Raw genomic sequence first — 21,667 nt, 5'->3', positions numbered from 1 at the left:
ATGACTAATGAATTTGCATCAATAGTACTGGGTGATGAATACGATGCGGTGTTGCGTAACGCCCTGCACATTGTTTTAGTCAGGCTTGGCGCTGTAGGGCTTGATAAGTCCTGGGCGGTTGGGGGCTCTCAAGAAATTGAGGTCGCAGAGGTTGAATTGATGGGCGAGAAAGTTAAAATTGAGTCAGAAACATTCGTGGGTCTTACTATATTTGGACCTGGGTTTATTATTGATGAGGTAGCCGAGAAAGTTCGTCAGGAACTTGCTCTCTAAGCGTTTAATTGTAGAAATCTCGACTTGATCTGACTCTCTCGACACCGGCCTTGTGCCGGTGTTGTTTTACAGGAGATGGAGTTGATGCCCGCTCGGGCGCTGGCGGCGCAATGCCGGTGCTGCTCAAAGACTCCGACAAGAGCAAAACCCAAAGCGCTATCAGTGAAGGCACCATCACTGTACGCAACCCTGATGGCGCCAATGATCTGGTAGGGCTAAACCGCGACACCGCCAACGCTAATCAGCATCTGGATCGGCCTGACGAAAAGGCCATGCAAGAACGCATCGACCTGATCCAAAGCTCGGCGCAGCTGTCCAGCAGCGTGATTAATACCGTGGCGAAAGCCAAGGCCGACGCGGCCACCAAACTGGCCAGGGAGGCGACTACCCCGGAGCAAAAGCAAGCGGCTGCAATTGCCCTGGATGATGCCAAGAGCTGGCTGGTCGGCGGCGATAAAAGGCTGATGGCTGATATTGCATCAGGCCTGCTTGCGGCAGGTCTGGGTGGGGCGACGGGTGGCACCGCTGTTGGGGTTGTTGCGAACGCGTCATCCAGTGAAATTTTCAAAAAAATCGGTGATTTCGCTACCGCGCAAAGAGATAAATCCACCGACAGTGCAATCAGGGCAGCTTGGGACGAAGGCGGAGCAGCGCGCATTTTGCTGCATGCCATGGCGGGTGCGGCAATCGGCTTGTCGAGCGGTAGTGCACAAAGCGGCGCATTGGGAGCCGGAGCGTCAGCAGCGTTGATGCCGTCCATTGACCAAGCACTGGCCGGCAGCGGCATGTCGAAGTCAGAACGAGATGCGGTTGCCTCGTTGATTGCGAGTGGCATTGGAGCTGCGGCTGGATCGGGTAATGGTGCTGGTGGGGCGGTTGTGGGTGGAGGGGCTGGGTTTGGTGTCGATAAGTACAACCGACAGTTACATCCGGATGAGAAGCTGCTTGCTCAAGAGTTAGCGAAGAAAAGTAAAGGTAAATACACAGTGGAGCAAATTGAAGCACAAATGCGCTTGTCGTCGATTAACGGCACTGATATCAACGCTGGTACAGATGTGGTGGCTTCAGGAACAGGTATTTATGACCCCGATGGAAATTGGCTCCCGTTGGGAGATGGTAGGACGTTTGTACAAGGTTTTGCGCCTGCGGACAGGGATGTGATTGCTTATATAAAAGATAATGTTGGCGTGTATTCATGGACCCCCGAAGCAGAAACAGGTTATTCACGTTACCTCACTGGGGATTCGTCCAGTTATCCACCCGGTGGCGCGGGAAAAAGAGATCGTTTAACAGGCTATGCATTGGATGAAAAAGGCGGGTATGTAGTGCCTGTGGCTATTGAGGGTGTTGTTTACACACCTAGGTTCAATTCTTGTGCGAGTGCTGAGTGTGTTGCTAATGGAGCTAATATTGACTTGGCTGATATTAATACCCTTAAGTGGCTCAGGGCCGCGGAAGCCAAAGTCATTGCGGACGTAAGTAGTGCTATGGCCGTAGGATCGATATTTGCTTCTGGTGGGTCTGCAGGATTGTTATCTAACGGTTCATCTATAGCTTCAGTTCTGTCAGGGTACTTGAAGGATGAGACACCAAAGGCAATGGCAAGTTACGCTCTGAGTGAAGGGTTTGAACGATATGCTATTAGTAAAGGGCTTTCTGCTGGTGAAGCATTGAAGGTGTCGAATGCATTGAGTGTAATGGGAGTTTGGGGGGGAATAGTTGATCAGGCTGGTGAGGTTTTTAAGGAGGATTAATATGAGCTCGATTTTATATATGTATAGATATTTGTTTGGTGGGCTTATGCTCGTTGCTGCTCTGGTTAACTGTTTTGTGCGTTTTTTTGGTGAGTGGCATCCGTTTTTTAGTGCATTGATGCTTCAACTTTGGTTTGGGCAGGCAGTGTTTGCATACCTTGGGGGAGGTAGGGTGTCGATAGGCCCCGGGGGGCTAGGTAAGGACGCTAACCCCATAGGGCGAGCGGCGCTGGCAGGTGTGTCATTTTTTGTATATTTATTAGGTTTTTTTTTGGCGTTTGGATCTGAATAGAATCAGAGGATTTCAAAGTCGAAAAGGAGATGGTTTTATTTTGCTGACAGAAAAAGCAGAAAAAACGGACGGATTTGAATGGCACTTACTTAACGGCTAACTAGCTGATACGCCTGTAAAAAATGAAAAAAGGCTGGCCTTGGTCTACGGTGATAGTTGCGAACACACACCGATCAAGCAAGGACACAGCCCGAGTGAATCGTAGATGCCAAATCGTCCGACATCCCCTGGTGTCAGGATAGTTGTCGCCTCTCCGAATTGTAGAAGTTCAGACTTGATCTGACTCTCTCGACACCGGCCTTGTGCCGGTGTTGTTTTACAGGAGACGGGGTTAATGCCCGCTCGGGCGCTGGCGGCGCGATGCCGGTGCTGCTCAAAGACTCCGACAAGAGCAAAACCCAAAGCGCCATCAGCGAAGGCACCATCACCATTCGCAACCCTGATGGCGCCAATGATCTGGCAGGGCTGAATCGCGACACCGCCAACGCTAATCAGCATCTGGATCGGCCTGACGAAAAGGCCATGCAAGAACGCATCGACCTGATCCAAAGCTCGGCGCAGCTGTCCAGCAGCGTGATTAGGCTCTGTACGAAAAGTAATGTCGTAAACATCGCATGGCACAGGCCAGAGAGACCATTGCTGCATAACTTTTCGCGAGTTTGTCGAAGCGTGTAAACATGCGGCGGTTCTCCTTCAGCCAACCAAACATAGGCTCGATGATTTTGCGCTGTCGGTACTTGGGACGATCAAACAGTTTCGGTAACCCCGGCTTGGGTTTGCGCTCCATGCTGCGCAGTGGAATCACCGGTTGCATCCGATACTGGTCACAGTAGCTACGCAACGCTTCGGCGTCATAGCCTTTGTCCGCCAGCTACCATCGGCAGCGTTTGCGGGGGCGACCGCGCAAGCTGGGTATGTACGCCTCATCGAGCAACGGTTGGGCGTAAGCGGTGTCGCTGGCCTGTCTGCCCGACAATATAAACTTCAGCGGGACGCCGTTGGCATCGCACAGCATATGGATCTTGGTGGTCAGGCCACCCCGGCTGCGCCCGAGCGCATGGTCTTGCGGTTCTTCAGGCCCCCTTTTTTCCCAGCACCAGAAGAGGCCCGGGTTGCTCGTACTGCGGTGGAGTCAATCATCCAGGTTTCCAGATCAATTAACCCATGCTCGTTGAGCTTGATGTGAAGCCGCTTGAGCATCTGGTCAAACGCTCTGCGATTGCACCAGTCACGAAAGCGCTGATAAACCGTCGACCATGGGCCAAAGCGCTCAGGCATATCGCGCCAGGCGGCGCCAGAACAGAGCACCCAAAGGACGCCGTTGAGCATCAAGCGATCATCTGTTCGTGGCCGCCCGCTACGGCGTGATTCATTGAAGATGTCTGCAACCAAATCCCAGGCTGCGTTGGGGAGTTCGTACCCTTTGGCCATCGTGGGCTCTTGCCTTTGATGGTTGCCGACTTTACTGAATCTCAACGCCCGTGGAATTCAAATGGGTTTCAGCTGATTTCGTACAGAGCCTAGGCCAAAAAAATGTGCCCGCTTTCTGGTTTGCAGTTTTTTGTGCGGCGGGCCTCTCAGTTAAGTGCAGCAATGATTCGAGTGTTGCAGGTGATAAATATTGATCATTATTAGTTGGTAAAAAAAGGGGGCATTAGTCTGGCAGAGTCCATATACGTATGAAAAGTCAGGATGTTTACTTGTTCTTGCACACATCAATGAGAAAGCCCATCTCTGATAAGGATTTTTCTTGGTTGTTTTCGGAAATATCCTAAAGCATTTTTTCCAAAAAAGCCTAAGATTTATATCCGAGTGATGGATTTTAGGATGCTCTTGCTTATGAGTTATTCGATAACAAAACTATTAATTCATCGGTGAAGATGAGTGTGTCGGTGTCAAGATAGTTGCCTGTATTTTTTACTCGGCTCATGGCAGGGTTGGCCTCGGTCATGGTGGAGCAGTGAAGCCTCTGAGTCAGTCACGAACTTGCAGTGAAATTACTGGCTATAAAAATGGCGAGACGAGGGGGGCGCTTCTTCTGTTTGGTTTTCTATTTCATGCCTGCATCACTTAGTGGTGTGGCTAGTTGAATGATTTATAACAATAAATGTCGCCCGAAAAATCATGTGGGAATGGTTCTGTGAACTACACGTTAACGTTATCAAGTGATAGCGCCTTGGAGGAACACGTCTTCACAACTGTTGAGGCGGCCATCAACTTCTATGAAGAAGTTCTTAACTCATCTCTGGGTTGGGGCGGTGCGGCGAAACTCGCGAATAATGCTGTCGCCAAATGCACGTGGATTTTTCTTTGTTCGGATGATGACCGTTTAAAGGTGCGCCCTTATCTCAAAGAACGGTATTTGAAGACATGATGGAGTGCTCAAGTGGGTCCGCCATCAGCACCAATCAACTGCTCTATTTAATGTACGGCGACAAAGCTGTTTATCGGCATGAAGCGAAGTTCAGTATTTTGTCGGCGTTGCGCCGTAGAAAGAATCCGGCTGACTTTACGATCACGCTGATGACTGACCAGCCAGAGGCATTTGATGGCTGGCCGATCACCGTATTGCCTCTGAGTGCTGAAACACTGGGTGCCTGGCAAGGAGCAGGTGGTTATTGTCATCGACGTAAGGCTTGTGCGATCCAGGCAGGAGCCGAGCTTGCCGGTAAAACCATTTTCGTTGATACCGATACGGTTTTTCTCAAGGACCCTGCCCAGTTGTTCAAGCGCGTTAGTGATGATCAGTTTCTGATGGATGAGTTTGAGTTGAGTTGGGCGCAAGCTTCCCGACGTTCGTGGTATAGCTCCCTCGTTACGCACCTTGATGCTGAAAATAAAGCTCCCGCCCCTGCGTTGAAGCTGTTCAATAGCGGAGTTTGCGGGATGACCAAGGCCAACGGGCATATCCTCGAGGGCGCTATTAGTTTGATTGATCAATGGGCTCCTCATGGAGCAACAATCCTTACTATTGAGCAAATCGCTATATCGTTCATGCTTTATGGTCGAAAAGTCGTTGAGGCCAATGACTGTCTCAATCACTACTATTCGGTTAAGCGCTACCACCATGCAATGTACCGGGTATTTTTCGATAAGCATGGCGAGAGCTACTGTGATGACTTGCCTGAGGCTTCATTTGCTGTGCCCGATCGTCTTCCAAAGAACCCGTTATTCGATCGGTTACGGTTAAAGTGGACGTTTATGGGCCACTGCTCTACTTCACGAAAAGTGGCAAAATTCTATCTGTTGGGTAAGCGGGATAATAATTCTCCCTATCTTGAAGCGTGCAAGTTTCTGTGGTGGGCAGTGGCTGTTGAAGAAATGAAAAATCTGGAGCCTGCTGAAAAGTCGCTCAAGAAACTGGCTGGACTATGGCAGGAGGATTCCGGGTTTTTGAGTTTTATAAAGGGAAAATGAAAACGCGCACAAAAAAAAGGGCCAACACTGTTGGCCCTTTTTTACTTTCTACGTGTGGCTTGAATCAAGCCCTGCGTATCAATCCCAGCTCAACGCACCGCCGGTCTGGTACTCAATCACCCGCGTTTCGAAGAAGTTTTTCTCTTTCTTCAAGTCCATGATTTCACTCATCCATGGGAACGGGTTGGTGGTGCCCGGGTATTCTTCTTTCAGGCCGATTTGCGACAGGCGACGGTTGGCGATGAATTTGAGGTAGTCCTCCATCATCGCGGCGTTCATGCCCAGTACGCCGCGCGGCATGGTGTCGCGTGCGTATTCGATTTCCAGCTGGGTGCCTTGCAGGATCATCTGCGAAGCTTCTTCCTTCATTTCAGCGTCCCACAGGTGCGGGTTTTCGATTTTGATCTGGTTGATCACGTCGATGCCGAAGTTCAGGTGCATGGATTCGTCGCGCAGGATGTACTGGAACTGCTCAGCAACACCGGTCATTTTGTTGCGGCGACCCATCGACAGGATCTGGGTGAAGCCGCAGTAGAAGAAGATGCCTTCCAGAACGCAGTAGTAGGCGATCAGGTTGCGCAGCAGTTCCTTGTCGGTTTCGACGGTGCCGGTTTCGAACTTCGGATCGGAGATCGAACGGGTGTACTTCAGGCCCCAGGTGGCTTTTTTCGCGACCGAAGGGATCTCGTGGTACATGTTGAAGATTTCGCCTTCATCCATGGCCAGCGATTCGATGCAGTACTGGTAGGCGTGGGTGTGGATCGCCTCTTCGAAGGCCTGGCGCAGGATGTACTGGCGGCACTCGGGGTTGGTGATCAGGCGGTACACGGCCAGTACCAGGTTGTTGGCAACCAGGGAGTCGGCAGTGGAGAAGAAGCCCAGGTTGCGCATCACGATGCGGCGCTCGTCGTCGGTCAGGCCTTCCGGGTTTTTCCAGAGGGCAATGTCGGCGGTCATGTTGACTTCTTGCGGCATCCAGTGGTTCGCGCAACCGTCCAGATACTTCTGCCACGCCCAGTCATACTTGAACGGTACGAGCTGGTTAAGGTCGGCGCGGCAGTTGATCATCATCTTTTCGTCAACCGCTACACGGGCGGATGCGCCTTCGAGTTCGGCCAGACCTTCCGCGATGTCGAGGTTGTCCAGCGCCGCTTTGGCGCGAATGATCGCGGCCGAGTCAGTGGCGGTCACTGCACGGGCTTCCTGGGCTGCAACGCCGCCGGCGGCGTCGAGGCGGTCCATGTTGGCTTCGGTTGCGTGGCCTGCGTTGGCGCCTTTAACAGCGACTTCGCCTTCGTCTTCTTTGTCGAATTCGTCCCAGCTCAGCATGACGTGTCGTCTCCTGCGTGAGGGCCAGATGGTTGTGTGAAAACACTTATGGTGTGGTTTTTACACGGCCATAGGCCACTTGGATCTAAGAAATGTTGCTTGCAGTAGCTTTGTGCTCACGCAAAAACATGAATGTATTCGTAGGCTTGCCCCGCTGTCGCTCAGGGGAGAAGGTTTTACCTGCTCTCGCTCTGGACCTTGAGGTCGTAGCAGCGTGGGTTTATAGCCCGCCAAGGGGATATACCAGCCTTTTTGATGGCGGCAGTATACGGCTTTTGCACAGGGTATTTCAGCCAGTTTTTTTTCAGGGGATGCGACGAAACGCCCTAAATTTGTCCTAGACTTGGGCGGGGCTGCGGTTGGGCGGGGGTTTGTTGCAGGATAAGTTTTTTTGCCCTGGGCCGAAGAGGTCAAATGACCTGTGGCTTGAGCTGGAATCAGGCGGGTTTTGCCGGGGCAGGGGGCAGACCACGCCCGGCCGGGGCCGGGCGTCAGATCGAAGCAGTATCAGCCGAGCCGACGACCGTTGGTGCGGTCGTAACCGTCCTCGGCGAAGCTGGCCGAGCGGGTGCTGTCGTAACCGTCTTCGGCGAAGCTGGCCGAGCGGGTGCTGTCGTAACCGTCTTCGGCGAAGCTGGCCGAGCGGGTGCTGTCGTAACCGTCTTCGGTAAAGGTGGCGGCGTGGGTGCGGTCATAACCGTCAGCGGCAAATGCGCTGCTGGCCAGAACGGACAAACTTAAAGCCATTATCAAGGCGCGTTTCATTTAATAATTCCCGGGCGATACAGGCGCAGGCAGGCAACTGTTCAAGGGCGATAAAGTTGCGTTGAAAGTTGCAATCAAGTGCTGCGTTGAGTCGCTTAAATAAGTAAGTGATTAATGCTGGAATAAACCGGATGCAATTAATCAGCCGTTGGAGCAGCCGTTACCCATGACGCGGTATTCAAGGGTGTGCTGTTTGCCTTGGGAGTCTTCGTAGACCATCTGGGCCGGCACCACTTCGCAAACGCTGGGGATTTCGCTCATGGAAATCACTTTGGCGATATCCAGTTCGGAAGAGTAGGAATACTGTTCAACGGCCGGTTGTGACTGCGCAGCTTGTGTGTTCACTTCATCAGCCATGGCGGTCAGACACACACTGCTCAGGGCCAGAACTAACAACGCTTTCATTTCAAGATTACCTGTTTTAGGTCGAGTGGGGTCACACAGCCCTTGTGAGGCCGTGTGTGAAACTTCAGTTGTGAAGAGCGACTAAACTTGCCTTCGTGGGGGCTGCAACTTGAGTTAATCGCGGTGCCTTGGTTGGCGAGGTGAATTTTAGGCCTGCACCGCACGGGCATATAGAGGGGGTTTTGATAAAGACTGTTGACAGTTTCTACAACAATCGTCGAAAAAGGGTTCTTTTTTGACGTTTGCAAGGCCTGCACCGAGCAGTAAATCGCTGTAAGCCTTGTGCTTGAGCCTTGCGCAGCAAAGCCATGGTTTTTCTGCGTGTTTCTTACTACCAACGTCGAATGGATCTCATGAGCTGGCCCGGCTAAAACAGGGTCATAAAACAACAACTACAAGCATTGAGGTATGAAACATGAGTGCCGCTTCCCTGTATCCCGTACGCCCTGAAGTCGCTGCCAATACGCTGACTGACGAGGCGACCTACAAGGCGATGTACCAGCAGTCCGTCGTCAATCCGGATGGCTTCTGGCGCGAACAAGCAAAGCGTCTCGACTGGATCAAGCCTTTTACCACCGTCAAGCAGACCTCCTTCGACGACCACCATGTCGATATCAAGTGGTTCGCGGACGGCACCCTCAACGTTTCCTATAACTGCCTGGACCGCCACCTTGCCGAGCGCGGCGATCAGGTAGCCATTATCTGGGAGGGCGACGACCCTTCCGAGCAGCGCAACATTACCTACCGTGAACTGCACGAAGAAGTGTGCAAGCTGGCCAACGCCTTGCGCGGTCAGGACGTGCACCGTGGTGATGTTGTCACTATCTATATGCCAATGGTGCCCGAAGCAGTGGTGGCCATGCTGGCCTGTACCCGTATCGGCGCCATTCACTCGGTGGTCTTCGGCGGGTTCTCCCCGGAAGCACTGGCCGGGCGGATCATCGACTGCAAGTCCAAGGTGGTGATCACCGCCGACGAAGGCCTGCGTGGCGGCAAGCGCACGGCACTCAAGGCCAATGTTGATGTGGCACTGACCAACCCTGACACCTCAAGTGTGCAGAAGATCATCGTGTTCAAGCGTACCGGTGGTGATATCGCCTGGTACAAGCATCGCGATATCTGGTACCACGATTTGATGGCCGTGGCATCTAAACACTGCGCACCCAAAGAAATGGGCGCTGAAGAAGCCCTGTTTATCCTTTATACCTCCGGTTCCACCGGCAAGCCCAAGGGTGTTCAGCACACTACGGGTGGCTACCTGCTGTATGCGGCACTGACCCACGAGCGTGTGTTCGATTACCGTCCGGGTGAGGTTTACTGGTGCACGGCGGACGTGGGTTGGGTAACTGGTCACACCTATATCGTTTACGGGCCATTGGCCAATGGCGCGACCACGGTGCTGTTTGAAGGTGTGCCGAACTACCCGGATATCACTCGCGTGTCGAAAATCGTCGACAAGCACAAGGTCAATATTCTCTACACCGCGCCAACCGCCATTCGCGCCATGATGGCGGAAGGGCAGGCTGCAGTTAAGGATGCTGACGGCTCCAGCTTGCGTTTACTGGGGTCGGTGGGCGAGCCGATCAACCCTGAGGCGTGGAACTGGTACTACAAAACGGTCGGCAAAGAGCGTTGCCCAATTGTGGATACCTGGTGGCAGACCGAGACCGGGGCTTGCATGATGAGCCCGCTGCCGGGTGCTCATGCGCTCAAGCCGGGTTCTGCGGCGCGTCCTTTCTTCGGCGTGGTGCCGGGGCTGGTGGATAACCTGGGCAACCTTATAGAGGGAGCTGCCGAGGGCAACCTGGTGATTCTCGATTCATGGCCGGGCCAGGCGCGAACCTTGTATGGTGATCACGATCGTTTCGTTGATACGTACTTCAAGACCTTTCGTGGCATGTACTTCACCGGTGATGGCGCGCGTCGCGACGAGGACGGTTACTACTGGATCACCGGCCGTGTGGATGACGTGCTCAACGTATCCGGCCACCGGATGGGTACGGCAGAAATCGAAAGCGCGATGGTGGCGCACCCTAAAGTTGCCGAGGCGGCAGTGGTTGGCGTGCCGCATGACATCAAAGGGCAGGGCATCTATGTCTATGTCACCCTCAATGGCGGCGAAGAGCCAAGTGAAGCGCTGCGCCTTGAATTGAAAAACTGGGTGCGCAAGGAGATCGGTCCGATCGCTTCGCCGGATGTTATCCAGTGGGCCCCGGGGCTACCGAAAACCCGCTCGGGCAAAATCATGCGGCGTATCCTGCGCAAGATCGCGACCGGCGAGTACGACGGTCTGGGGGATATCTCGACCCTGGCCGACCCGGGTGTAGTGCAGCATCTGATTGAGACGCACAAGAGCATGAAGGTGGCGTAACGCGCCTTCGTTGTCTTCGAACCCCGCCCGGCGCTGCCTGGCGGGGTTTTTTATGACTGCCTCAAATCCCCTGTGGGAGCGGTGTTGTGCGAGAGTGTTACCGCATTTGTAACCCATCGCGCCAAAGTGGGGCTTTGCGACACTCAAAGCACCGTTTTAGAGCCCTTTTATACCTGCTGAAAAATTAGATTAAACGCTGCACTTGCCGGAATAGAAGGGTTTGCGAATAATAGGCCCGCTATTTGCAGCTTCTATTGGTTCTATGTCTTTTTCCCTTGCATTTATTTGAAGGGTTGTCAATGACTAGGGTCGTATTTTTCGATGCATCTGTAATTAGTTGTCGCATTGGAGAAATAACGGCTTGAAGCCTGTCGTTAGAATGCCGATCACTCGCTCGTCGTTGTTGTGCTGATTTCGGCACGACGCCAGTAGGACGTGGCGCCGCATTCCCGGTTTAACCTCCGCATATTGGGCTCAGGCTCACTCTGCTTTTATTGCCCTTACCGATGGAGTCCTAAGATGAAGAAACTCGTGCTTCTTGGCGCCCTGGCACTGTCCGTGCTGTCCCTGCAGGCTTTTGCTGCTGACAAACCTCTGAAAATTGGTATTGAAGCGGCTTACCCTCCGTTCGCCTCCAAGGCGCCGGATGGCAGTATCGTAGGTTTTGACTACGACATCGGTAATGCACTGTGTGAGCAGATGCAGGTCAAATGTGTGTGGGTCGAGCAAGAATTCGATGGTCTGATTCCTGCGCTTAAAGTGCGCAAGATCGACGCGATCCTGTCTTCGATGTCCATCACCGAAGACCGTAAGAAGTCGGTTGATTTCACCAACAAGTACTACCTGACCCCGGCTCGTCTGGTAATGAAGGAAGGTGCAGTGGTCAGCGACAGCCTTGATGAACTCAAAGGCAAGAAAATCGGCGTGCAGCGCGGTTCGATCCACGACCGTTTCGCCAAGGAAGTCCTGGCGCCTAAAGGTGCAGTGGTTGTGCCTTACGGTTCGCAGAACGAAATCTACCTGGACGTGGAAGCAGGTCGCCTTGATGGCACCGTTGCCGACGCCACCTTGCTGGAAGATGGTTTCCTGAAAACCCCGGCTGGCAAAGGTTATGCCTTCGCAGGTCCGGCCTTTACCGACGCCAAGTACTTTGGTGATGGCATTGGTATCGCCGTGCGCAAGGGCGACGCCCTGAAAGACAAGATCAATACTGCTATCACGGCTATCCGTGAAAACGGCAAGTACAAGCAAATCCAGGACAAGTACTTCAACTTCGATATTTACGGCCAGTAATACATCGCAGCTGTACGTCCGAAATGGCGCAAGCGACAGGATCTCTGAAGTTTGCGCCATTTTTTATTCCCCATTTTCGAGCTATTTTTTAGAGGGCCGGAATCATGTTGAAAGGCTACGGGGCTGTCATCCTCGATGGCGCTTGGCTGACGCTTCAGCTCGCCTTGTCGTCCATGGCCCTGGCCATTGTTCTAGGTCTGATCGGTGTTTCGCTGCGCTTGTCGCCGGTACGTTGGCTGGCTTGGATGGGCGATCTGTATTCAACGGTAATCCGCGGGATTCCCGACCTTGTGCTGATTCTGCTGATTTTCTACGGCGGTCAGGATTTGCTTAACCGCGTAGCGCCGATGCTGGGCTACGACGACTATATTGATTTGAACCCGCTGGCGGCCGGTATCGGCACCCTGGGCTTTATTTTTGGTGCCTATTTGTCCGAGACCTTTCGTGGTGCCTTTATGGCCATCCCCAAAGGGCAGGCGGAAGCCGGCATGGCGTACGGCATGAGTTCGTTCCAGGTGTTCTTCCGGGTACTGGTACCGCAGATGATTCGCCTGGCGATCCCTGGCTTTACCAATAACTGGCTGGTGTTGACCAAGGCCACGGCGCTGATTTCGGTGGTCGGCCTGCAAGACATGATGTTCAAGGCCAAGCAGGCAGCGGATGCCACCCGCGAGCCGTTCACCTTCTTCCTGGCCGTTGCGGCGATGTACCTGGTGTTGACCAGTGTTTCGCTGCTGGCATTGCGACAACTTGAGAAGCGCTACTCGGTAGGCGTAAGGGCGGCTGACCTATGATCTTTGACTACAACGTCATTTGGGCGAGCATGCCGCTGTACCTGAACGGGTTGCTGGAAACCGTGAAGCTGCTGGGTATCTCGCTGTTTTTCGGCTTGCTGGCGGCGGTGCCGCTGGGGCTGATGCGGGTCTCCAAGCAGGCTTGGGTCAACTTCCCGGCCTGGCTGTTTACCTACGTGATTCGCGGCACGCCGATGCTGGTGCAGCTGTTTTTGATCTACTACGGTCTGGCCCAGTTCGAAGTCATTCGTGACAGCTTTATGTGGCCGCTGCTGTCCAGTGCCACCTTCTGCGCATGCCTGGCGTTTGCCATCAACACCAGTGCCTACACTGCCGAGATCATTGCAGGTAGCCTCAAGGCCACGCCTAATGGTGAGATCGAAGCGGCCAAGGCAATGGGCATGTCGCGCTCGAAAATGTATCGCCGTATTTTGCTGCCGTCGGCCATGCGCCGGGCGTTGCCGCAGTACAGCAACGAAGTGATCATGATGTTGCAGACTACCAGTCTGGCCTCCATCGTGACCCTGATCGACATTACCGGCGCTGCGCGTACCGTCAATGCCCAGTACTACTTGCCGTTTGAGGCCTACATTACAGCTGGTGCTTTCTACCTGTGCCTGACTTTCATTCTGGTGCGCCTGTTCAAACTGGCCGAGCGCCGCTGGCTGGGCTACATGGCCCCGCGCAAGGCCTGACATATGGAACGCATTGATCACCTGCTGCCCTGGAGCAGCCTGGGTTCTGAGCACCACCTGACGGTATTTCGTTTCGGTACGGGTGAGCGCAAGGCCTATATTCAGGCAAGCCTGCATGCCGATGAGCTGCCGGGCATGCGCTGCGCCTGGGAGCTGAAAAAACGCCTGACCGAACTTGAAGCCCAGGGCGCCCTGAACGGTGTCATCGAACTGGTGCCCGTGGCCAATCCGCTTGGGCTTGGCCAATTGCTGCAGGGCAGCCATCAGGGACGTTTTGAGTTTGGTAGCGGCAAGAACTTCAACCGCGATTTCGTTGAGTTGAGTGAGCCGGTAGCGCAGCGGCTGGCAGGGTGTCTGGGGGATGATCCCCACGCCAATACCCGACTGATCCGTCAGACAATGCTTGATATATTGTCCGACTTGCCACCTGCAGCCAGTCAGTTGCAAGGTATGCAGCGTGTCTTGCTGAGTCATGCCTGCAACGCAGACATTGTGCTGGACCTGCACTGTGAGACCGATGCCGCGCTGCATATGTACGCCTTGCCGCAGCATTGGCCGCAGTGGCGTTCACTGGCCGCCCACCTGGATGTGCGTGTGGGCCTGCTGGCTGAAGATTCGGGCGGCAGCTCCTTCGATGAAGCCTGTTCAGTACCCTGGCTGCGTTTGCAGCGCCAGTTTGGCGATGCGCAGATTCCTTTGGCCTGCATGTCGACCACGCTGGAGTTGGGAGGGCAGGCGGATACCGGGCGCCCGCAGGCTGAGGCCTATGCTGAAGGTATTCTGGCGTTCCTGGCCGAGCAAGGTCTGATCAATGGTGATTGGCCTGCTGCGCAGTATGAAGCGTGCGAAGGCATGCCGTTTGAAGGCACCGAATTGTTGTTTGCACCGCACCCCGGTGTGGTGAGTTTTTTACGCCCGGTGGGCGCCTGGGTTGAAGCAGGTGAGCCGCTGTTTGAAGTGATTGATCCTTTATCTGACCGGGTCAGTACGGTATGCGCAGGAACATCCGGCGTGTTATTTGCCGTTGAGCGACTGCGCTATGCCCAACCCGGTTTCTGGCTGGCTAAAGTGGCGGGGCGCAAGCCTTTGCGTCACGGGCGCTTGCTCAACGACTGACTGTTTTTGTGAGAACCGACAGCATGTACAAACTTGAAGTCCAAGACCTGCATAAACGCTATGGCAGTCATGAAGTGCTCAAAGGCGTTTCACTGGCCGCCAAGGCAGGCGATGTGATCAGCATCATCGGTTCCAGTGGTTCCGGCAAAAGTACCTTTTTGCGTTGCATCAATCTGCTGGAGCAGCCCCATGCAGGCAAGATCCTGCTCAACGGCGAAGAGCTCAAGCTGATTGCCAACAAGGACGGCGCGCTCAAGGCCGCTGATCCCAAGCAGTTGCAACGCATGCGTTCGCGCCTGTCGATGGTGTTCCAGCATTTCAACCTGTGGTCGCACATGACTGCGCTGGAAAACATCATGGAAGCCCCGGTGCATGTGCTGGGCATGTCCAAGGCCGATGCCCGTGAGAAGGCCGAGCACTACCTTAACAAGGTTGGCGTGTCCCATCGTAAAGACGCCTATCCGGGGCATATGTCCGGTGGTGAGCAGCAGCGTGTGGCGATCGCCCGTGCGCTGGCGATGGAGCCTGAAGTCATGCTGTTCGATGAGCCGACTTCAGCCCTCGACCCGGAGCTGGTGGGTGATGTACTGAAGGTGATGCAGGATCTGGCGCAAGAAGGCCGGACCATGGTGGTGGTGACCCACGAAATGGGCTTTGCCCGTGAAGTGTCGAACCAGTTGGTGTTTCTGCACAAAGGGATCGTTGAAGAAAGCGGTGACCCGCGCGAAGTGCTGGTCAATCCACAGTGCGAGCGGTTGCAGCAGTTTCTGTCAGGCAGCTTGAAGTAACTGCAATTTTAAGACTGCCGCTGTGCACCAAAATAGGTCATGCTCCGCATCCCGCGCAGCTGGCCTAGGCTAGGTGTATTGGTTTATTCCCGTTTCCGTTCCGGATAGCACGCTATGACCGCCCATCGAATTGGTTTCCTCATTTGGCCCAGCACCAAAGCCTTGACCCTGGCGCTGGCCGAGGAAGCGTTGCGTGTTGCTCAGCGCGTGCATCCTGAAGTCGTTTACGAGTTGCTGTTCCTGCAGGCCGAGCCACAGCCCGAAGGGGCCTGGCAATTGCCCGGCGAGCCCTGGAACGGCAAGCTTGAAGGCTGCCAGAAATTGTTCCTGCTGGCCGATGAGCCGCCGACCACGCTGGCGCCAGCCCTGAGCAGCGCACTCAAGCAACTGGTGCGGGCAGGCTGCGTGATTGGCGGGTTGTCGGCCGGGGTCTACCCGCTGGCGCAATTGGGTCTGCTTGATGGCTATCGTGCTGCCGTGCATTGGCGCTGGCAGGATGATTTTGCCGAACGCTTTCCCAAGGTGATCGCCACCAGCCACTTGTTTGATTGGGACCGTGATCGCCTGAGCGCTTGCGGCGGGTTGTCGGTGCTCGATCTGTTGCTGGCCGTGCTGGCCCGTGATCACGGCGCCGAACTGGCCGGGGCGGTGTCCGAAGAATTGGTGGTAGAGCGCATCCGCGAAGGCGGCGAGCGTCAGCGCATTCCGTTGCAAAATCGCCTGGGTTCCAGCCATCCCAAGCTGACCCAGGCCGTATTGCTGATGGAAGCCAATATTGAAGAGCCGCTGACCACCGATGAAATCGCCCAGCATGTGTGCGTATCCCGTCGGCAGTTGGAGCGCATCTTCAAGCAGTACCTCAACCGTGTACCCAGCCAGTATTACCTGGAACTGCGCCTGAACAAGGCTCGGCAAATGCTGATGCAGACCAGCAAGTCGATCATTCAGATCGGCTTGTCCTGCGGTTTCTCGTCGGGGCCGCATTTCTCCAGCGCCTACCGCAACTTCTTCGGCGCAACACCGCGAGAAGATCGTAACCAGCGCCGTAGCAGCAGCCCGTTCGAGTTGTCTTCAGCCCCCGCCGAGCGCGGCTGATTCAGGCCAGGTTGGCTTTGGTGAGTGCTGTGCGAGTCAACTGGCGGCTTAGTTCCTTGCGTTGATCAGCGAGCTGGCTGTAAATCCGGTAATAAAGGCTGTCATCCATCGGTTCTTGGGTGAGAATATCTGCTTCAGAAACGGCAAGTTTCTCAGCCATTTCAACCAACTCTGTTTTTTGCTCAGGGCTTCGGTCTTCAAGGCGCACAGCGGAACGGACCCAGTTTTCCTGAAGCTCCCTGAGTTGATCCAGCCATTGCGCTTTTTCTTCGAAAACCCCGACATTGGCCTCCAGTTCAGTGGAATAAGCCTTCTCCAGATAGGCCTCCCAAAAGGGTACCTCAAGCAGTTGATTGGCCAGGCCATCGCCCTGTTCAGCCTCTTGAATCAATGTATATGCCCTGCGAAACTCCTCGTTGCCAACCCCGGCAGTCAGGCGGTAGACCATGTAATTGGGCACCCAGGGCAACTCCAGGCTGCTGCTCAAACGGACTTGATAGCCGGTATGGACTTCAACTTCATCAACTGTTCCCGGCTCTCCGTTGATGACTTCAGAGGTGAACCTCAGGCCCAGGCCTCCTTGCTCAAGGGGTTTTACGCGCTGCGCGACATCGGCCCTGGCGATGTCATGGATTTTCACCAGTCGTGCCTTGCCGCGGGCCAGTTTGAGTAAATCCCTTTCGAGTTCCAGGGGGCTGCTGCCTGCTTCGTTGATCTCGTAAGCCATGACCTCCAGCCCCATGGCATTGAAAATCTGGGCGCCAGCATCAGCACAGTTGGTCGGTGAAGTGGCCATGGTGAATAGCTTGTTGCGCATGTTTGTGTCGCTGCTGGCGGCATCGATCAATCGCCAGACTTTCAAGGCGAGGTCTTCCCAGCCTTCCTGATATTCAATCCTGTCAGATTCTGTTTCAAAGGTGCTTGCAGGTATTTCCATGCGTTCGATGACTTCAAAAAATCCTTGGGAACCGTGCTCTTTTTCCAGATCATCCCAACTGGCTTGAAACTCGGCGCGTTGCTCAGCAGTGCCATCAAGCCAAAATCCACTGGCAGCCTCTCCTCGGGGCGGATAGGTCCGGTAGGGATCAAGCCCGTGGGTGCGGCGGTACTGGCTTACGCGGTCCTGATTTTCCAGGTCGAGTTTCTGTCGCTCAAGGCGTGTGTTGGCCACCAGCCAGGCCTGGTCGGACGAGTCAGGATACTGGGGGACTGAAGTGATCTCGTTACCCAGCAGGCGCAGGTCGAAATCCTTGGGTCTGGGGTGTGAAAAGAGGCCTTCGGGCCACTGCGTGATCTGTATGCGATTCAGAATCAGGGATCTGAGCTCTGGCATATGACCGACTGCCGGGGGCATTCCCAGTGGGTTGTTGCTCAGATCAAGATGTTGAAGCTGGGTCAGGCCTTTGAGTTGTTCCACAGCTTCTGGATTCATGACCAGCTTGTTTGCGGGCAATGTCAGTTGCTTGAGGCGCGGCAGGTCTTTGAGGGCTGCAGGAAACTGCTCCAGTTCGTTGGCGGCCATGGACAGCACTCGCAGGTTTGGAAAGTTTTTCAGGAAGTCATGATGGGCGGATGAGAGTTTGCAGTTGTCCAGCATCAGTACGGCAACTTGATCCACGGGACTGCTCAGCTTCAGGCTGTCTGCTCCGATAAGTCCCAATGGGCTATTGCTGAGGTCCAGTACGGCACTGATTTCTATTCTGCCGGCCTTGTTGATGTGGGCTTTGTCGGATGAGAGCCAGGCGTCCATGATCATGCGGCTAAGCCGGGATCGCGCAAGATAGATGCGTCCGATATCCAGTCCTTCGACGCGATGCAGGTCAGGTTCTGTGGCCCATTCCTCCAGTTCGCGGAACAATTGTTTTTGTTCTTCCTCGGTGGACTTCAGATGCTCCAGTGCTTGCTCGCTATCAATGCGCAGCGCAATCAGTTCGATCTCCTGGTTATCACGATAGGGATAAAGCTCCTTGATTCTTTGTCTCAGTGAGGGGGTTTGTGGTGCTGGGGCGACTCGACTGTTGCCTGCGCCTCGAAGCAGAATTTCGCTTTCCCGTGCAACCGAGGAACTCACCGATGGCAGGTCGAGGGCGATACGGATTTGTGCAGTTTCGTCGTATTTCCCGGCGAGCCATTGTTTGAGGGTTTTCCCTGGGGAAAGGTGGGACTTTAAATGAGTGAGGCTCCTTTCGGGCAGTGCCTTGAGCAAGGCGCTGTAGAAGTTCGAAGCGGGCTTGAGCAATACATTATGCTCATCGTAAACCTCGTATTTGCCTGGCTCCAGACGTACCAGTACCCGCCTGGAGGTGGCACCTGGCGGGGTATGTGCACAGCGCAAAGTACCGTTAGTGACCCGTTCCCGGACCTCTATATTCAGATCACTCAGGGTGTCGGTGTAAATTTTCAGGGTGTTGAGGGCGATTTTCTCACCCTCCGGGCTGAGCAGATCGTCTTCGAGCAGGCCTTCCCGGGCGTGAGCGATCCTGGTTTGGCTTTGCAGTTCGGTGGCCAGTTTTTCAAGTCGTAACGGGACTCTGTGCTCTTGCAGGATGTCCTGGGTCTCAAGGGGGCTGGCTGTTTCAAGCAGCTTGCGGGTAACAGGGGCGGGCAGTTCAGGGAAGGTACTTTCAATCAGGTGGGCTTGCGCGAGTCTGGTTTTATTTGCCCTGAAGCAGGCGTCTTTGAAGAGGCTTTCTCTGTGCTTATGGGCATGGTCGGCAACTTTGCCCCGCAGCTTTTTCACCACCTCTGCCTGAGGTGTATCGGCGCCTACCAATCCTGCAAGTTCTGTCTGGTTGAAACGCTCGGCAACAAGGGGCCAGAGTTGTCCTTGATTAATGGCTGCCTGAGATATTTCCAGCGTGTCCTCAGGCAGTGCTTCAGGGTTGCCGAAGGTATGGGGAGGCCCGCTGAAGGTGTGGTCCGAGAAAACTTTCAGTGCCTTGCTTTCTGGCCAGCCAGTCAGCTCGGTGGGTAATGCCTCCAGCCACTCCACTCGATCAGCAATGGCTTGGCCCTCTCGAATACGGGCGATGTCCTGGATATTTTGTTTTTGTATTTTCAGGCGCGTCAGGCTGTCTTTAAGTAATGGCGGGATGGGTTCGTTGTGCATGTGAACCCTGCGCAAAATATCTTCGCCGGTGCCGCTGATGGTGCGCAACTGTTCAAGTTCAGCGTCGCTCAAACCGTCAGTGATATGCCCCAGCCGGCGCATCAGGATCGAGCCTTCCCATGTTTGAGGGCGTTCGCCTTCCATCAGCCATCCCCCCTCGCTGTTATGTTTTATCGAGGGCGCATAGCTTTCAGCGCGTGACGGATGTTGCAGAGTGTATTGCTGCGGGTGTTGTCCCTGATCAAGCACCAACGTGTGCTCGGCTTGCGCGCTGTGGTTGAGCTTGAGCACGATTTTGTCGTCGTGACGGCGCAAGCCCAGGCTATCGGGTTGTAACGCTTCGGGTAGATTCAGGTCGTGGCTGTAGACACTGATATCCGGGTTCCATAATCGCGTGCTGCCGTCGCTGCTCATGACCGGGCGCATGCCTTCCACGAAGACGGATGGCTTGGGAAGAAGGTCGCCGACTATTTTCCCGCCAGCAGCAAACAACCCGGCCTGAACCACGCTTTCGAGTACCGAAAATAAATGTTCGAACGCCTCAAGGGTTTTGCCTTCGACCCAGTCATGTACCCCTTCGTACACGTCATCAACAAGCTGATAGGCCATCTGTAAAAGCATCAACTCACCCACGACGGGTACGAAGGGGGCGATCACCAGCGTGGCTGCATTCAACAGTGCCAGGCCAATGCTCTTGAGGCGCTCCCAGCGCTCCTGCCGTGTTTTGCGGTCTTCGGCATCGGTAGAGACGGCAATGCTTTTTGCATCATTGAAAACCCTGGCCAGCTTTCGGCTGTACAGGGTTTCCCAGAGATCATCGGTAATGGCCAGGGTCGAATAGTCAAGTTCCGGATTTTGCAGAGGGATAAGGGTTTCAGTTACGCCAAAGTCGCGCGAGGCATCTTCCGGCGCGTTGGGGGTGTCTATGATGATTCTGAAATAGGCTTTTTTTAACCCCCCGAAAAAGGCGGCCAAGTGATCGTGCGCGATAAAGCGGCTGAAGAAATGCTGGTAGGCGGGGCTTTTCAGGCGTTCGGTCAGGTGCTCGATAAAACGGCCAAGGGAGGAGTACTCCTTGATGGGGTAAAGAGGGTCATGGGGTATGTACACCACAACCGAGCGCTGACCTTCGGGTGTAAAGAGGATCGGGCCTTCGACGTCCAGTGAAAACAGGGTCAAACGGTAGTTCTGCCAGCTATTGCCCATGCCTGAGAGATAAGTGGCCAGTGATTCGTAAGTAGCAAGATGCATCTGTCGGGTCAACGAGGCATGGGTCATCTCGGCCTGCAGGTCGGCGTGATGGCTTTCCCGTATTTTTGTCTTGAGCCTCAGCTGTTTGCCTCGGTCATCAAGCCCCAGGTGAAGCCTGAGATGAGCGTTGTAGCGGGCGCCAAGGTTCAGTGCCCTGCATAAGGCGGTGAACCCCAGGACAGGCATCGCACGGGTAATATCGTCCCTTGGCTGGTAATGGCCCTGTTGGTTCGGTCGGCTGATATAGCCCGAGTCGCTCAGATAGGCATAGGGTAAGGTTTCATGCAGTTCGAAATTGTGCAGGGCGGCGTCAAGAAGCGAGACGCGCCAGGTTGTTGAGCTGCTGTCACGCAGGCCGGTAATGGGCAAGTATTTTGGGATGTAAAGGTTGATGTAGATGTTGTTTACATCCAGATCAAGCTTGTATCGGGTTTTGATTGCCTGCTTGAGCAGTGGCCCGGCAAATGCCGGGATATCGACCAGGTGACTCAATAACTGATCCACTTCATTGCGTGCATGCCAGCGTGCAGTGAGTGCTTTTTTGAATGTGCTGTTTTGCGCCGGGGTAATGTTTTTTAAGGTGCGGTGAAGCGTTGGGTTGGTTGTTTTTAACGGGATAAATGTTTTTGCAGGCAGTTCAAATGCCCAGGGGGGGAGTGATTCTTTTATCGGGTTGAAATTGCGGCTGTGGCGAAACAGTATTTCGGGCGTCAATGTAGTTGCAAGAGAGCTGCTCATGGGGTCGTTACCTGTGAGTAGACGAAAATGATACGTCTTGTTGCGAGGCTGCTTATTGGGGGATATCCCGGTTTTAGGGGGCAGGGCGGTACTCGGAAAATCGCCCTCAATGGCTGCGTAACAGGTAATCAAGATCGGCCAGACCCGGATTGAAAAAAAGCGCAAATATCTGCTGGTAGTTA

General features: G+C 54.4%; 17 protein-coding genes and 1 pseudogene. 13 read left to right on the top strand and 5 right to left on the bottom strand.

Going from position 1 to position 21,667, the window contains the following annotated elements; genetic code table 11:
• The 4 genes from ACZRMH_RS21855 to ACZRMH_RS21840 all read left to right on the top strand — a co-directional run bounded on the left by ACZRMH_RS21855 (position 1) and on the right by ACZRMH_RS21840 (position 2,994).
• Positions 1-273, top strand: a complete 273-nt coding sequence (locus tag ACZRMH_RS21855; protein WP_464015246.1) for a hypothetical protein — start codon at positions 1-3, stop codon at positions 271-273.
• A gap of 110 nt (positions 274-383) precedes the next feature.
• Positions 384-2,027, top strand: a complete 1,644-nt coding sequence (locus ACZRMH_RS21850) for a hypothetical protein (RefSeq protein WP_464015245.1) — start codon at positions 384-386, stop codon at positions 2,025-2,027.
• Position 2,028: 1 nt separating this feature from the next.
• A complete protein-coding gene (locus ACZRMH_RS21845) occupies positions 2,029-2,319 on the top strand; it encodes a hypothetical protein (RefSeq protein ID WP_464015244.1) in 291 nt (96 codons plus the stop codon).
• A 360-nt stretch (positions 2,320-2,679) separates the two neighbouring features.
• Entirely contained in the window at positions 2,680-2,994 is a 315-nt protein-coding gene (locus tag ACZRMH_RS21840) for a hypothetical protein (protein ID WP_464015249.1), read from the top strand.
• On the opposite strand, the pseudogene ACZRMH_RS21835 reads toward ACZRMH_RS21840, so the two are convergent.
• A pseudogene (locus ACZRMH_RS21835) lies at positions 2,897-3,750 on the bottom strand (IS5 family transposase). The gene ACZRMH_RS21840 and the pseudogene ACZRMH_RS21835 overlap by 98 nt on opposite strands.
• Positions 3,751-4,459: 709 nt before the next feature.
• Here ACZRMH_RS21835 and ACZRMH_RS21830 point away from each other — a divergent pair.
• Together ACZRMH_RS21830 and ACZRMH_RS21825 are read left to right on the top strand one after the other, a co-directional pair.
• A complete protein-coding gene (locus ACZRMH_RS21830; RefSeq protein WP_464015243.1) occupies positions 4,460-4,693 on the top strand; it encodes a hypothetical protein in 234 nt (77 codons plus the stop codon).
• On the top strand, positions 4,690-5,736 hold the full coding sequence (locus ACZRMH_RS21825) for a hypothetical protein (protein ID WP_464015242.1): 1,047 nt from the start codon (positions 4,690-4,692) through the stop codon (positions 5,734-5,736). Before ACZRMH_RS21830 ends, ACZRMH_RS21825 begins: the two co-directional genes overlap by 4 nt.
• A gap of 78 nt (positions 5,737-5,814) precedes the next feature.
• Here ACZRMH_RS21825 and ACZRMH_RS21820 read toward each other — a convergent pair whose 3' ends face one another.
• The 3 genes from ACZRMH_RS21820 to ACZRMH_RS21810 form a co-directional block, all read right to left on the bottom strand.
• Positions 5,815-7,065, bottom strand: a complete 1,251-nt coding sequence (locus tag ACZRMH_RS21820) for a ribonucleotide-diphosphate reductase subunit beta (protein ID WP_016782118.1) — start codon at positions 7,063-7,065, stop codon at positions 5,815-5,817.
• 507 nt (positions 7,066-7,572) lie between these two features.
• On the bottom strand, positions 7,573-7,830 hold the full coding sequence (locus ACZRMH_RS21815; RefSeq protein WP_464015241.1) for a heme utilization protein: 258 nt from the start codon (positions 7,828-7,830) through the stop codon (positions 7,573-7,575).
• Between the two features lie 141 nt (positions 7,831-7,971).
• A complete protein-coding gene (locus ACZRMH_RS21810; RefSeq protein ID WP_464015240.1) occupies positions 7,972-8,235 on the bottom strand; it encodes a DUF2790 domain-containing protein in 264 nt (87 codons plus the stop codon).
• Between the two features lie 415 nt (positions 8,236-8,650).
• Here ACZRMH_RS21810 and acs point away from each other — a divergent pair, with 415 nt between their 5' ends.
• The 7 genes from acs (at position 8,651) to argR (ending at position 16,387) form a co-directional block, all read left to right on the top strand.
• Positions 8,651-10,606 carry an acetate--CoA ligase gene (gene acs, locus ACZRMH_RS21805; protein WP_464015239.1) on the top strand — a complete coding sequence of 652 codons (1,956 nt, stop codon included), beginning with the start codon at positions 8,651-8,653 and terminating at the stop codon, positions 10,604-10,606.
• 519 nt (positions 10,607-11,125) lie between these two features.
• A complete protein-coding gene (locus tag ACZRMH_RS21800; protein WP_464015238.1) occupies positions 11,126-11,899 on the top strand; it encodes an ABC transporter substrate-binding protein in 774 nt (257 codons plus the stop codon).
• A 104-nt stretch (positions 11,900-12,003) separates the two neighbouring features.
• Positions 12,004-12,693, top strand: a complete 690-nt coding sequence (locus tag ACZRMH_RS21795) for an ABC transporter permease (RefSeq protein ID WP_261739321.1) — start codon at positions 12,004-12,006, stop codon at positions 12,691-12,693.
• Positions 12,690-13,388 carry an ABC transporter permease gene (locus ACZRMH_RS21790; RefSeq protein ID WP_464015237.1) on the top strand — a complete coding sequence of 233 codons (699 nt, stop codon included), beginning with the start codon at positions 12,690-12,692 and terminating at the stop codon, positions 13,386-13,388. Before ACZRMH_RS21795 ends, ACZRMH_RS21790 begins: the two co-directional genes overlap by 4 nt.
• Positions 13,389-13,391: 3 nt before the next feature.
• Positions 13,392-14,504, top strand: a complete 1,113-nt coding sequence (locus ACZRMH_RS21785) for a succinylglutamate desuccinylase/aspartoacylase family protein (protein ID WP_464015236.1) — start codon at positions 13,392-13,394, stop codon at positions 14,502-14,504.
• A 23-nt stretch (positions 14,505-14,527) separates the two neighbouring features.
• Positions 14,528-15,292 carry an ABC transporter ATP-binding protein gene (locus tag ACZRMH_RS21780; protein ID WP_464015235.1) on the top strand — a complete coding sequence of 255 codons (765 nt, stop codon included), beginning with the start codon at positions 14,528-14,530 and terminating at the stop codon, positions 15,290-15,292.
• Positions 15,293-15,406: 114 nt separating this feature from the next.
• The gene (argR, locus tag ACZRMH_RS21775) at positions 15,407-16,387 is read left to right on the top strand and encodes a transcriptional regulator ArgR (protein ID WP_464015234.1); all 981 of its coding nucleotides are present in this window, start codon (positions 15,407-15,409) and stop codon (positions 16,385-16,387) included.
• Between the two features lies 1 nt (position 16,388).
• Here argR and ACZRMH_RS21770 read toward each other — a convergent pair whose 3' ends face one another.
• Positions 16,389-21,485, bottom strand: a complete 5,097-nt coding sequence (locus ACZRMH_RS21770; RefSeq protein ID WP_464015233.1) for an NEL-type E3 ubiquitin ligase domain-containing protein — start codon at positions 21,483-21,485, stop codon at positions 16,389-16,391.
• Positions 21,486-21,667: the final 182 nt, after the last annotated feature.

The sequence above is a fragment of the Pseudomonas sp. B414 genome (assembly GCF_055408445.1).
This window is presented reverse-complemented; position numbering and strand designations above follow the sequence as displayed.